Annotated in this window: 12 protein-coding genes and 2 tRNA genes; 7 read left to right on the top strand and 7 right to left on the bottom strand. The window is 36.1% G+C overall.

What is annotated here, in order from left to right; all coding sequences use genetic code 11:
* The first annotated feature begins 13 nt into the window (after positions 1-13).
* From JI747_RS14785 to JI747_RS14755, 7 genes are all read left to right on the top strand, one after another.
* Entirely contained in the window at positions 14-1,474 is a 1,461-nt protein-coding gene (locus tag JI747_RS14785; RefSeq protein WP_225689663.1) for a SusD/RagB family nutrient-binding outer membrane lipoprotein, read from the top strand.
* Between the two features lie 17 nt (positions 1,475-1,491).
* Positions 1,492-3,075: a calcineurin-like phosphoesterase C-terminal domain-containing protein gene (locus JI747_RS14780; RefSeq protein WP_225689662.1), complete on the top strand. Its 1,584-nt coding sequence runs from the start codon at positions 1,492-1,494 to the stop codon at positions 3,073-3,075.
* Positions 3,076-3,279: 204 nt separating this feature from the next.
* Complete coding sequence (locus JI747_RS14775) at positions 3,280-3,993, top strand: 3-ketoacyl-ACP reductase (RefSeq protein ID WP_225689661.1); 714 nt, start codon at positions 3,280-3,282, stop codon at positions 3,991-3,993.
* 561 nt (positions 3,994-4,554) lie between these two features.
* The gene (gene prmA, locus JI747_RS14770) at positions 4,555-5,382 is read left to right on the top strand and encodes a 50S ribosomal protein L11 methyltransferase (RefSeq protein ID WP_225689660.1); all 828 of its coding nucleotides are present in this window, start codon (positions 4,555-4,557) and stop codon (positions 5,380-5,382) included.
* A gap of 16 nt (positions 5,383-5,398) precedes the next feature.
* Positions 5,399-6,244: an SH3 domain-containing protein gene (locus JI747_RS14765; RefSeq protein WP_225689659.1), complete on the top strand. Its 846-nt coding sequence runs from the start codon at positions 5,399-5,401 to the stop codon at positions 6,242-6,244.
* A gap of 60 nt (positions 6,245-6,304) precedes the next feature.
* Positions 6,305-6,637: a hypothetical protein gene (locus tag JI747_RS14760; protein WP_225689658.1), complete on the top strand. Its 333-nt coding sequence runs from the start codon at positions 6,305-6,307 to the stop codon at positions 6,635-6,637.
* Between the two features lie 9 nt (positions 6,638-6,646).
* Complete coding sequence (locus JI747_RS14755) at positions 6,647-7,147, top strand: hypothetical protein (protein WP_225689657.1); 501 nt, start codon at positions 6,647-6,649, stop codon at positions 7,145-7,147.
* A gap of 92 nt (positions 7,148-7,239) precedes the next feature.
* Here JI747_RS14755 and JI747_RS14750 read toward each other — a convergent pair whose 3' ends face one another.
* From JI747_RS14750 to JI747_RS14720, 7 genes are all read right to left on the bottom strand, one after another.
* Positions 7,240-8,391 carry an efflux RND transporter periplasmic adaptor subunit gene (locus JI747_RS14750; RefSeq protein ID WP_225689656.1) on the bottom strand — a complete coding sequence of 384 codons (1,152 nt, stop codon included), beginning with the start codon at positions 8,389-8,391 and terminating at the stop codon, positions 7,240-7,242.
* Between the two features lie 7 nt (positions 8,392-8,398).
* Positions 8,399-9,607 carry a TolC family protein gene (locus tag JI747_RS14745; protein WP_225689655.1) on the bottom strand — a complete coding sequence of 403 codons (1,209 nt, stop codon included), beginning with the start codon at positions 9,605-9,607 and terminating at the stop codon, positions 8,399-8,401.
* A gap of 85 nt (positions 9,608-9,692) precedes the next feature.
* Complete coding sequence (locus tag JI747_RS14740) at positions 9,693-12,839, bottom strand: efflux RND transporter permease subunit (protein ID WP_394371153.1); 3,147 nt, start codon at positions 12,837-12,839, stop codon at positions 9,693-9,695.
* Positions 12,840-12,921: 82 nt separating this feature from the next.
* Complete coding sequence (locus tag JI747_RS14735; protein ID WP_225689654.1) at positions 12,922-13,254, bottom strand: hypothetical protein; 333 nt, start codon at positions 13,252-13,254, stop codon at positions 12,922-12,924.
* A 261-nt stretch (positions 13,255-13,515) separates the two neighbouring features.
* Positions 13,516-13,770, bottom strand: a complete 255-nt coding sequence (locus JI747_RS14730) for a GIY-YIG nuclease family protein (protein ID WP_225689653.1) — start codon at positions 13,768-13,770, stop codon at positions 13,516-13,518.
* A 22-nt stretch (positions 13,771-13,792) separates the two neighbouring features.
* Positions 13,793-13,866: transfer RNA gene (locus tag JI747_RS14725), tRNA-Arg, on the bottom strand.
* 30 nt (positions 13,867-13,896) lie between these two features.
* Positions 13,897-13,971: transfer RNA gene (locus tag JI747_RS14720), tRNA-Pro, on the bottom strand.
* Positions 13,972-14,313 lie beyond the last annotated feature (342 nt).

Genomic DNA, 14,313 nt, shown 5'->3' with positions numbered 1-14,313 from the left:
TAAAATCTACATAATGAAAAATATAATAATTAAATTTTTTGGTCTTTTTGCAGTAGCCTGTACGTTGGCTTCTTGCGACAGGAATTTTGAAGAAATAAATACAGATACCAGTAAGTTGTATAATCCTACTGCCGGAAGTTTACTTGCACCGGTGCAGTACAATATGGCTTCGGCAGGTTATATGAGAGCGAATGATTTTACCTTCGATATCATGCAGGAAGCTATTGATTTTCCTAATGAATCGGTAACCAATGTGAGCCGTTACTATATCAGTGAATCTACAGGAACAGGCTATTGGAACAATTCTTATAAATGGCTGAAGCAGGTAAGAGATATGTACAATCTTGCTACAGCGCAAAACAACAAAAACTATCAGGCAATTTCTATGGTCATGAATGCTTGGTTGTATGCCAATCTTACCGATACTTTCGGAGATATTCCTTTTTCTGAAGCATCACAGCTTGCGGAAGGAATCAGCCAACCAAAATTTGATAAGCAAAAAGATATTTATGTAAAGCTTCTTGATGATTTAAAAACAGCAAATTCACTTTTTGTAACGACTACACCTCTTACCGATACTGATTTGTTTTACAATGCTAATAAAGATGTAAGTGGAATCCTGAAATGGAAAAAATTCTGTAATTCGCTTTCTTTGAGATTGTTGACGAGAATCCTGAAAAAGAACGGTGAGATCAACGTATATCAAAGAATAAACGAAATTGTAAACGACCCTACAACATATCCTATTTTTACGGCAAACACAGACAGTGCAATGCTTGGGATTACTGGAATTGAGCCGCTTAGTGCTCCTATTGCCAGATATCAGGATTTTACCACAGGACGTGCTGCCGGAGAATTTTTAATTAATACGCTTAAGAATAACTCAGCTACTGACCCAAGATTAGCCAGATTTTTCTCTACAGCAAAAGATCTTAACAACGTAAGTTTAGGATATAAAGGAGCTCCTGTAGGATATGCAACAGGAACTACTTTTAACTATCAGCCTTCTAACGTAAGTGCTACCAACCTGGCAATTGCACCTTTTAATATTTTTGTTATGCATTATTCTGAATTGCAGTTTATTCTGGCAGAATTGGCATTTAAAGGCATTATTACGGGAAGCGCACAAACGTATTATGAAAAAGGAGTTCAGTCTTCCCTTGAACAATGGGGACTTACGATGCCTACAGGATATTTGACAGGAGCGAATGTTGTTTACAACAATACCTTAGATAGGATTATGCTTCAGAAGTATCTGGCTCTTTTCTTCGTAGACGGGCAGCAGTGGTTCGAGCAAAGAAGAACTGGGTATCCGGTATTGCCTAATAACGGAGGATTGCTTAATAACGGTAAAATGCCTCAGAGACTTTTATATCCGCCGCTTACAAAAGTATTGAATGCCGAAAATTATCAGACCGCAGTTCAGGCAATGGGTGGAGATCATATTAACGTAATTAACTGGTGGAATCAGTAAATCTTAAAAAAATAAAAATGAATTTAAAATATATCATTCCTGCACTATTAATTTCTTCAATGGCTTTGGCGCAAACTTCGGTTTCAGGCTATGTATATGAAGATGCTAATAAGAATCAGAAAAAAGAAAAAAAAGAAAAAGGAATAGAAAATGTTGCCGTTTCCAACGGAGTACAAGTGGTCTTAACCGATAAAAACGGAAGATATAGCTTACCAATTCAAGACGGACAAACCATTTTTGTAATCAAGCCTTCTGGATACATGACTCCGGTCAATGAAAACAATCTGCCCCAATATTATTATCAGTACAAACCAAAAGGCTCACCTACAGACTTTAAATACAAAGGTTCAGCTCCGACGGGAGAACTTCCGAAAGAAATTAATTTCGCTTTAAACAAACAAAACGAAAGCAAGAACTTTGATATCCTCGTTTTCGGAGATCCGCAACCTTATACAGAAAAACAATTGGATTATTTTAAAAGAGCCATTGTAAATGAGGTTAAAACGACCAAGAAAAACGCCGTATTGGGAATCAGTTTAGGAGATTTGGTAGGAGATAATCTAAGCTTACAAAAACCTTATGCAGATGTAATGAAAGAGATTGGGTTGCCTTGGTATAACGTCATGGGAAATCACGATATGAATTACGAAGCCAAAGAAGATATGCTTTCAGACGAAACCTTCGAATCCAATTTCGGACCTGCAAATTATTCATTTAATTATGGGAATGTTCACTTCATTGTTTTGGATGATATCTTATATCCGGATCCGAGAGACGGAAAAGGCTATTGGGGAGGATTCCGTGAAGACCAGTTGAAATTTGTTGAAAACGATTTGAAACTGGTAGATAAAAACAAACTGATTGTGGTTTCTTTCCATATTCCATTAGAACATAAAAACGAAGATAACTTCAGAAACTCAGACCGTCAGAAATTATTTGATTACTTAGCTCCTTTCCAGAATGCATTGCTGTTATCGGCACATACACACATTCAGCAACAGCTTTTTTATGGGAAATCAGCAGGTTGGAACGGTTCAAAAGACCTTCATGAATATAACGTAGGAACAACTTGCGGAGACTGGTGGTCAGGAACTTCAGATGATTTAGGATTACCGACTTCTACTATGAGAGACGGTACGGCAAAAGGATATTCTTTCATTAGTTTTAATGATAATCAGTATAAAGTTAAATACAAAACAGCCGGAAAACCGGAAGACTATCAGATCAATTTATACGTTCCGAAAGTGATTCCTTATCCGTCAAAAACCTCTGCGAAAATCTTAGCCAACTTCTTTATGGGAAGCAAAAAAGACAAAGTGGAATACAGAATTGATGACGAGAAATGGGAAGCAATGGACTATGATGAAACCGTAGATCCGAGTTTTGTAATGTCGGTATTCAAATGGGATACTACACAGAATATCTTCCCGGGAAGAAGACCTTCTAATCCGGAAATTTCAAAACACATTTGGACAGGAGATTTCTCTAAAAAACTTTCTTTAGGAAAACATAAGGTTGAGGTAAGAGCAATGGACATGTATGGAAATCAGTTCTCAACATCACAGGAATTTGAGGTTCAAAACTCAATTCTTATTCCTTAGTTTTTCATTTTTTACTATACTTTCAAATGAAACCGGCCTTAAATAGGCCGGTTTTGCTTTTTGGTTAAATAGTTCAGTATCCTAAATGTCATGCTGAGTTTGTCGAAGCATCTCATTACCAATTCCTATAAAATTTAGGTTTCATCAACATTATCCAGATCATCTTTCGTAAATTTGCTTAAACGAATAAAAATACTATTTAATATGAATATAAGCGGAAAAAATGCCATCATTACAGGTGGAGGAAGAGGATTGGGTAAAGCTGTAGCAATAGCATTGGCCAATGAAGGAGTGAATATAGGAATTACAGGAAGAAACGAAGAAAACCTTAAAAATACCGTAGAAGAGATCAGAAATATCGGGGTAAAAGCTGCCTATGCAGTTTTTTCTGTTGATAAGGAAGCTGAAGTAAAAGCGGGAATCGAATCTTTAGCAGAACAATTAGGTGGAGTAGATATTTTAATCAACAATGCAGGAATCGGAGATTTCGGTTCTATCGAAGAAATGCCTTCTGAAACTTGGGAGCAGGTCATCCAAACCAATCTTTTCGGAGTGTATTATGCTGCAAAAGCAGTTCATCCGTTCCTGAAAGCAAAAGGAGAGGGGGATATCGTTAACGTAGCATCTACAGCAGGTTTGAAAGGCGGTCCCAATATGTCAGCTTACGCAGCATCAAAAGCAGCCGTAGTTTCATTATCACAATCGATGATGGCAGAATGGAGGAAGCAAAACATCCGTGTAATTACGCTTACACCAAGTACGATTGCTTCAGATATGTCTATTCAGGGTGGTTTAACAGACGGAAATCCTGATAAAGTCCTTCAGCCGGAAGACTTCGCAGAATGGGTAAGAGATATTCTGAAAATGAATAGAAGAGCATTAATTGCAAACGGTTCTATTTTCTCTACCAATCCATAAGATAGAAGTTAGAAACTAGAGATTAGAAATTAGTTTTTAAACAGTCATATAAGCGAACCTAGGTTCGCTTTTTTTATGCATATTATTTGTCATTCTGAACGCAGCAAAGCGTAGTGAAGAATCTCCAATATAAAACTCTCCACATCAAATTGTAACAAGAATCACGATCACAATTTTCTTTTTAATCATTAAATAGAAATAACCACAAAAAATGTCATTCCACAGGAATCTAAGCAAAAATCCTAAAAACTTACCCTAAATTAAAACGTAGTTTCAAACTTAATCATCTTAAAGGCTTAATTAAAACTTAATGGTTCATTTTTCAATCACTTTACCATTCTGAACGCAGTGAAGAACCTCCAAAAAACAAAGCCGAGATTCTTTCTTCGTCAGAATGACAGAATTTCTTCGCTAAGTGAAACGCCTTTGCGAACAAAAAATATTCTCAATAATTTCAAAAAAAACTTAGCGTCCTTTGCGTTTGAAATAATAGAAACTTCAACTCCGCTCACTTATTAAACTATCCCATTAAATTCGCTATTTTTGCAACAAATTATTCACATGCAAAATTATTTAGAATTCGATTTCAAAATTTCTCCGCTTCAACCCTGGAATGAAATATTAATGGCAGAACTGATCGAGATAGGTTTCGACAGTTTTACAGAAGAGCTGGAAGGGATTTTAGGATATATTCAGAAAGACTTATTCAATGAAGAAGATTTGAAAGCGCTTCCGCTTTTCCAGAATGAAGAAGTAAAAATAGACTATACTTTCCAGGAAATGCCGAATATCAACTGGAATGAAGAATGGGAAAAGAATTTTGAGCCTATCAATATCGATGATAAAGTACTGATCAGAGCAGAATTCCATGAATCTGTTTCGGGAATGCATGAAATTATTATTCAGCCCAAAATGTCTTTCGGAACGGGGCATCATCCGACAACACATTTGATGATCCAGCAGATGATGGATATCGACTTCAAAGACAAAAAAGTCCTGGATATGGGTTGTGGAACATCAGTACTGGCAATCTATGCAAAACAGATCGGAGCCGGAGATACAAAAGCGATTGACATCGACGAATGGTCCGTTGAAAATTCAAAAGAAAATGCCGTAAGAAATGGGGTTGAGCTGGATATTGAGCTTGGAACTGCTGAGAACTTAGGCAAAGAAAACTACGACATTATTTTAGCTAACATTAATAGAAATATCCTTATTTCAGATATTCCGACCTATGTTTCGGTACTGAATGAAGGCGGTAAATTATTACTTTCAGGATTATGCTTCTTCGATGTAGATGATATTTTAGAAGTCTGCAAAGAAAACGGCCTTGAACTTAAAAAACAACTTCAAAGAGAAGAATGGGTAAGTTTACTGCTTGAAAAATAACCACCTTACTATTAATATGAAAACCTTATTCACCGCTGTATTCTTACTTATTGTTCAGATCTTCTCTGCGCAGGAAGAAGATTACGAATATGCCAACGGAGTGTTTCAATTTGAAGAAAATAAGACACAGAAAATATTTACAGACCAGACTAGGATTCGCCAGTCTCCCAATGTAAATTCCCAGATTCTGGATTCCTTATCAACCAATCAACAGGTTTTAATTCTTAAAAAAGAAGAAACGATTCTGAAATTGGGAGAAAGAAGAGCGAACTGGTATAAAATCTCTTATCAGAAAGGAGATACAACTTCTGAAGGCTATATTTGGGGCGGAAACCTTTCTGTGGGCTACAGAAATAAAAACGGCTATGATTTCCTTTTCGGTCTTACGAAAACGATCAGTAAAAAAGACAAAGGATACCCTGAAATTACCATTCAGCAGAACATTGCCGCAATAAAAGTGGTAGAAGGAAACATGCTGATCGATGAGGTTTCTTTTGATACAGGTTCTGCAGAAAGCCTGAGCTATGGTACCTTCAATATTGAAAGCAACCATAAATTACAGAATGTAGAACTGACATTAAAGGCAACAGTTTCCGGGGAAGCTTGCGGAATTGCAAGCTATGACCAGTATATTCTTTTTAAAGACAAAAAACTGATTCTCCTTCCTCAGCTAATGAATGTGGGAGACGCAGATGTGTATTACCACAGCGAAGAATTTGTTTTCCCAAACGACAAGGGTGGAATTCCCAATGCATTCATTTTTAAAATGGAAGAAATGGAAAAAGATGACAGAGACCGTGAAAAAAAGAAAAAAGCTTCAAAAACCTACCTTTGGAACGGAAATTCTTATAAGCTGAAATAGAAATTTTTAATAATAGATTTAAAAACCACTGTATATTTACGGTGGTTTTATTTTTATATAATGAAAAAATTAATGACAAAAGGAGAACTTTATGATCTAAAATATACGCTTTCAGATCTTATTTATCCAAGACTAAAAGAATTTAAAGATAAAGTGGAAAGTAAAAATGCACCTTCCGTACCTGATTTTCCAGATGTTGAACATTTTACCACAGACACTTCTTTTGAAGAAAAAGAAAAGTATTGGAGTGAAGTATTAAGTGAAATGATTATTCCTTTCGAATATCATGTTCATCCTGAGAAGTTTGAACACTTAAAATTTCAAGAAATTAATGAAAAAGTAGAAAAAGGACTAAAACTTTTTGCGGAGTATTTTACCAATCTTTGGTTTTAATGATACACTATGGATTATTTTATTTATTCTTTAGAGCATATTTATACGGATGAAACTCATCGTGATGCTAAGTTTATAGGCTTTTTTGACGATATACAGGAACTTGAAAAAGTAAAACAAAAATTTTTGCTTTTATCAGGATTTTCAGAATATCCCAATGATTTTTATATCAAAAAATATGAACTCAATAAAATACATTGGCAGAATGGTTTTACTGAAGTTGTAGGGGAAATAGGAAGAGATTATTTACCTGAAGAGGATTGCGTCCCTAATTATAGTTATATAATAAAGAAAATAAATCAGGAAACAGTATTTAAGGTCAGTCATACTTACACGATTCATACATTTTTGGATGATGAAAGAGAAATAGGCATTTTTTCTGATAAAAAAATGGCAAATGATGTTATTGATTTTCTCAAACAAAAAGAAGGATTTAAAAAACATCCTGATGACTTTATCATTGATGAAATTGTGTTGAATGATCAACATTGGTGTTCAGGGTTTGGGTAATATATGGTGTCCGAAAAATTAAAAGGTAAGATATAAATGCAAAAAACTCACAATTTTAATTGTGAGTTTTTTATAAGCTTAAAGGAATGATTTTACTCCGCTTTATTCTTCAGCGCCATCAAAAGACTATACGCTCCTTTCTGAACAATCTTTTTATCTTTCAAATTGTCTGCCTTCAGAATCTCCGTGAATTGATCATCAGAAATTCCCACATTTACAGGAATCATTTTATACTTTTTGTTTCCTAAATCTTCGAAAATATAATTTTTGCTTTCAAAAGAAACCACAGATTCGTTTGATAAACCAATGGTAAATCTACTATTTATCGTTACTTCTGCATTGATGTACATTCCTTTGATAAACTCAGGATTAGGCGTTGAAAGTTTCGCCACAGCAATTGACGAACCTCCGTTTTCAATACTTGGAACAATGCTTACAATTTTTGCTGTCGATTTTTTATCAGGATTTTGATTGTTGTACACTAAAATCTCCTGTCCGATTCTCACATCATTCACATCGTTTTCAAACACTTTTAATTCAAGCAACAAACCGACTGGATTAATCAATTCAAACAATGTATCCGAAGGATTAATGTACTGTCCGTTATTCACTAAAATTTTGCTCACAAAACCACTGAAAGGCGCATAAACATTAATTTTGCTTCTGATATTGGATGAATTTAGCCCTTTTGCATTGATTCCGATAATTCTCAGTTTTTCTTCAAGACCTTTCAATGTTGCATTCAGTGTAGAATAATCTGCCTGAACGGTTTGCAAAGTTTTATCACTGGTCGCTTTGGTGATATTCAAATCTTTTTGACGGTTTAAATTCAATCTTGCTGATTCCAACTGTGCTTTCGTCACCAGATAATCCTGTTGTAACTGGATGAATTGCGGGTCTTCCACAACCGCCAAAACCTGCCCTTTACTGAAATGGCTTCCGTTGATCACACCGATCGATTTGATATGACCGCCCATAATGCTGGAAACCGAGCTGATATGAGACGGCGCGATTTCCACTTTACCATTTAGGCGAACCCGTTTTTGCATTGTTTTTTCCTGAATGGTTGTTGTCGTTAAACCAATCGATTGCAATTGCTTATCTGATAGTTGAACCGTATTCTGGTCTTTTTCCTTGAATTTTGTGTTTTCATACACCGTTTTCTCTTCCTCTTTTTTTCCTGAACAGGAAGATAAAGTAAGAATTACACTTAAACTAAGGATTGATATATTTTTAAGATACATTTCGCTGTTATTTTGATAGTAAGAAATTAAGTTCCGCGCCGATTTGGTTGAGTCTTTCGAGATTATCGATATAATCAACCTTTGTTTTCACTGCCTGATTCGTAAGGATGACCCAGTTCAGATAATCGATTTCGCCGACTTCCAGTTGTTTTTGAACCGTTTTTAAAATCGTTTCAGACTTCGGAAGCTGTTTTTGTTCATAATTATCAACGATTTTCAGTTGATTGGTGTAATTATTAATCTGCTGCCCGAATCTGTTTTTAAGTTCGATCTCCTTTCGCTGATATTCATTTTCGGAAATCGCTACTTTTGCTTTTGTCGCTTTGGCTAAAGCACGTTGCCCTTTCGTAAACAGAGGAATTCCGACACCGACCTGAACTGCATTAAAACGGTTGTTATTCAGGTTTTTCATACTTTGATTCGTGTATCCGACCAATAAATCCGGCAACAGTTTAGATTTTTCAAGCTGTGCTTCTGCTTCATTGACTTTAATTTGTTGATTTAAATATTGCAATTCCGGATGATGCTGAATCATTTCTTCTGAAACCTGAAGATTAACATTCATAATTGGTTTGTCCGAAACAGGTTGAAATTTTTCTTCGGACTGAAGCAATAACTGAAGCTGAAGTTTAGCAATATTCAAATCGTTTTCAAGCATATTCAGTTGCGTTTTTGCCTGTTCGTTCTGAATTTCTGCGGTAGATTCCTCCAAAATATTGGTTTCTCCTTTTTTCAGTCTCAAACTCGCTTTTTCTGCAAAACTGCTGTACAGTTTGCTGATATATTCAATCACTTTTTTCTTTTCCTGAAGCGTCAGAATTCGGTAAAAAACATCGGAAACTTCCTTTGTTAATTGCGCTTTCGTCAGATTTTGATTGATGACACTTGCATTCCATTCAGCATCCAGCATTTGTTTTCTTTTCGTGTAAACCGTCGGAAAACTGAAACGTTGGGAAATAGAGAACGAATTGTCTGTTTCCACACCGTTCATCTGTCCGATTTGCGCACTGACTTCCGTTTGTGGAATATCAAGATAACTTGCCTTTAATTTTTCCTGATAGTCAGAAATTAATTTTGAATTTTTTAAAGCTCCGTTTTGTTGAAAAGCCTTTTCCAGAGCCTGTTCGTAAGTAATACTTTCCTGCGCATTCATCATTCCGAAAGACATCAGAAATAAAAATGCGGTCAGTTTTTTATGATTGTTTGAAAATTTCATTGTATTTATTTTTAACGTAATGCGCGCTAAGATTTTTTTTAATTGAGACTTTTGATTTTTTCTTTCGCAAAGGCGTTCCACTTAGCTAAGATTTAGCTTTTTTGAACTTTTTCTTTTTACTGATTCGTTCAAATAAGACGTAAAGAATCGGTAAAACGAATAAGGTTAAAAGTGTTGCAAGCATTAATCCTCCGATCACCACAGTTGCTAAAGGTCGCTGAACTTCTGCTCCGGCTCCGTTGCTGATCGCCATTGGTAAAAATCCTAATGACGCCACAAAAGCGGTCATCAGAACTGGACGAAGACGGATTCTCGTTCCCATCAAAACAATTCGGCTTAAGTTTTTAACGCCATCTTTTTTCAGTCGGTTGAATTCTGAGATTAAAACAATTCCGTTCAAAACAGCGACTCCGAAAAGGGCGATAAATCCAACTCCTGCACTGATGCTGAAAGGCATTCCGCGTAATGCTAAAAAGTAAATTCCACCAATTGCTGATAAAGGAATCGCTGTGTAAATCAGTAAACTATGCTTTACAGAACCGAAAGCGAAGAATAGCAACAAGAAAATCATCACCAAAGAAATCGGAACAGCAATTCCTAATCTTGACTTAGCTTGATTTAAATTTTCAAAAGCACCCCCGTAAGAAATAGTATACCCTGCAGATAATTTCAAATCCCTATTAACCTTTTGCTGAAGCTCTTCCACAATACTCTGAACATCTCTTCCGCGAACATTAAATCCGACAACAATTCTACGTTTTGTATTTTCTCTCTGAATCTGATTCGGGCTTTCTTTTAACTCCACTTTTGCCAATTGTGATAAAGGAATCTGTTCGCCATTCGGAGTCGGAACCAACAGATTTTGAATGCTTGAAATGTCTTTTTTATGTTCATTATCCATTCTTACCACTACATCGAATTTTCTTTCGCCTTCATACAAAGCACCCGCAGTCTGTCCTGCAAAAGCCATATTGATGACTCTGTTGATTTCGGCAACGGAAATATTGTAACGGGAAAGTTCCGCACGATTATAATCAATCACCACTTGTGGAGCGCCGACAACAGGTTCTAAATATAAATCCTGAGCGCCGTTAACGGTTGAAATAATTCCACCCAATTTTTTTGCATACGTTGCCAAACTATCTAAATCTTCACCATAAATTTTACAGACAACATCCTGTTTTGCTCCCGTCATCAATTCGTTGAAACGCATCTGAACCGGAAACTGAAAACTCGCGGTAAGTCCGGGAATGACTTGTAAAGCTTCGTTCATTTTATCCGAAAGTTCGGGAAAGGAATGTGCAGAAGTCCATTCTTTTTTTGGTTTTAAAACCACGATCATATCGCCTCCGTCCATCGGCATCGGGTCGGTCGGGATTTCTCCGCTTCCGATTTTCATCACGACTTTCTGAACTTCAGGAAATTGTTTTAGTAAAATTTTCGAAGCTTGAGTTGTCGCTTTTTTCGTTTCTTCAATATTGCTTCCCTGAAGAATTCTCATCTCCACCGCAAAATCACCTTCTTCCAGAGACGGAATAAACTCTCCACCCATTTTTGAAAGCACGAAAACGGCTCCCGCAAATAAAACAATAACGGTTGCAATAATCGTTTTTCTGAATTTTAAAGCTTTAATTAATAATTTCTGATGACCTATTTCAACTTTTGACATCACTCTGTCAGAAACATTGTCTTTCGTTTTTTTCTTTCGGCTTAGTACCAAAGAACTCATCATCGGAATATAAGTTAATGACAGTAAAAATGCTCCGATCAAAGCAAAGGCAACGGTTTGTGCCATCGGTTTGAACATTTTTCCTTCAATTCCCTGAAGGGTAAAAATCGGCAGATAAACAATCAGAATAATGATTTGTCCGAAAACAGCACTGTTTACCATTTTTGTTGCTGAGCTGGAAACCTGACTGTCCATTTCTGCTTTTGAAAGCATATTATCTTTTCCGAAATGTTTTTTGTGGGCTAATTGGTGCAGAACGGCTTCCACAATAATCACGGCGCCATCGACAATCAATCCGAAATCTAAAGCTCCGAGACTCATTAAGTTTCCTCCGACTCCGAAAATATTCATCATAATAATGGCAAAAAGCATGGCCAAAGGAATCACAGAAGCTACCAACAATCCTGCTCTGAAATTTCCAAGGAATAAAACCAAGATGAAAACGACAATTAATGCACCTTCCATTAAGTTGGTTTTTACCGTACTAATCGTATTATTCACCATTTTAGCTCTGTCTAAAAACGGCTCAATCACAACCCCTTCCGGTAAAGATTCCTGAATTTTATCTAATGTTTGCTTGATGTTTCCGACTACCTCATTGGCATTTTCGTCTTTCAGCATCATAACGATAGCTCCGGAAACTTCACCTTTATCGTTATAAGTCATGGCTCCGTAACGGGTGGCAAAACCTATTTTCACCTGTGCCACATCTTTAATATGAACAGGAATTCCTTCTTTTGTATTCGAAACCTGAATATTCCCAATATCTTCTGTGCTTCCTAAAAGCCCCTCACTACGGATGAAAAGAACGGTTTCTTTCTTTTCAATATAGGCTCCTCCTGTGTTCTGATTATTTTTTTCAAGCGCATCAAAAACATCATTAATAGTAATGTTAAAAGCCTGAAGCTGGTTAGGATTGATGGCAATCTCGTACTGTTTTAATTTACCTCCGAAACTACTGACATCGGCAACGCCTTTTGTTCCTAATAATTGTCTACGGATCACCCAATCCTGAATCGTTCTCAGTTCGGTCTCGTCATAAATATGTTCGTAGCCTTTTTTAGCCCGGACTACATATTGGAAAATTTCCCCCAAACCTGATGAAATAGGTCCTAATTCCGGTTTTCCAATGCCTGTGGGAATATTCTCCTGAACCAATTGTAAACGTTCCTGAACTTGCTGACGAGCCCAATACACATCAGTATCATCATCAAAAACAATGGTGATTAATGACAATCCGAAACGTGAAAAACTACGGATCTGCGTAATACCACTGATATTACTGGTGGCCTGCTCGATAGGGAAGGTTACCAGCCGTTCGATATCTGCTGCTCCGTATGAAGGCGCAACGGTAATTACCTGTACCTGCGTGCTTGTGATATCAGGCTGTGCATCGATAGGAAGCTTGGTGGTCTCATAAATTCCAAAAAGGATAAGCGCAATGGTAAACAGCGCAATAATGAGTTTATTCTTTACAGAAAACTCAATAATTTTATTTAACATGAAAAATGTATTAATTGAATTAAATAGAAATCGACTGTTTCAGGAAATATTCTGAAACATTGATGTTTAACTTAAAAATCAATTAACAAAAGCGCGGAGGCTGGAAAATACGGGAAAGATAACTGCTGGAAATGTTTTTTTCCTGATAAACAGTTGGTTTTTGAGAAATGATGAGCTCTTTGATTTTTTCAATATGGAAGGTCGCCTCCGGAAGCTGAGCATGAATCATTAAAACAACGGGGGGATTGATGAAAGGGAGCTTTTGATCGGTGTCCCAATCGGCATCTTTCTGATGGTTATCATAATGCTCAACCAAAAATTCAGAAAAACTTCCCTGATACTCCATCAAATGCTCTATCAATACAGGCACTTTCAACACTTCCGTCATATTGGTCGTTGCAAGCACATAAATCATCGAACATAGTATGGAAAACCATCTCAGCATGCGTGCAAAGGTAAGGTTTTTCAATTATAACCAAAAATGAAGACTGTTAAATTCAGGGTGGTATTAATGAATATTAATACAAATAGCTAAGCTACATTGGGCGTTTTCTGACAAAAAAAGAGACAACTATTTGATAGTTGTCTCTTTAAGTGAGCGCGAAAGGATTCGAACCTTTGACCGTCCCGACTAAAAATCGGGATGCTCTATGCTGTAGAATTATTAATAAGCTTTTTAATTTTGGATTTGCTTTTCCATGTTTTTATTTCTAGCTCTCTTTTTATACGCCTGAGACTTAGAATTAAAAATTTCTGAATAAACAATCGTCCAGTCTTTCGTTTTTGAAGAAAAACCTTTATGGTTTGAAAGATGTTGTCTTAGTCTTTCCTGTAAATCTTCACAAGAATGTCCAATGTAATATTGATCTAAAGATTTTGAATGTAATATATAGCAATGACACATGAAACTAGTATAAACAAAAAAACTCACAATAAAAATTGTGAGTTTTAAGTGAGCGCGAAAGGATTCGAACCTTTGACCGTCTGCTTAGAAGGCAGATGCTCTATCCAGCTGAGCTACGCACCCATTATAATTTTGAAAAAATTATGAAAACTGTCGGGGCGGCAGGATTCGAACCTGCGACCTCCTGGTCCCAAACCAGGCGCGATGACCGGACTACGCTACGCCCCGATTGAGGTCATCTTGTAACAAGAATTACCTTGTTTTTTGTGGGTGCAAATATAGAGTGTTTTTTTGAATTATAAAAATAAATTTACAATAATTTTTTATTAATATTTTAGAACGCTTTTTTTTATAGCTTTACAAGATTAATAACCATAGTTTTAGATAGAATGAGTGTGAGAAATAAAATTTTAATTTTACTCTTGTTGTTATTGTCGATTTCCTATATTTTCAATTTTTATATTGAACAAAAACTGTATACTTCTTTTTCAAAAATTAGAATAGAAAACATTACAGATTTAGAACATCGATCAAATAAAAATTTTTCTAAAAATGGAATTGAGAATATAG

Source organism: Chryseobacterium tagetis (assembly GCF_016735585.2).
Taxonomy (GTDB): domain Bacteria; phylum Bacteroidota; class Bacteroidia; order Flavobacteriales; family Weeksellaceae; genus Chryseobacterium; species Chryseobacterium tagetis.
This window is presented reverse-complemented; position numbering and strand designations above follow the sequence as displayed.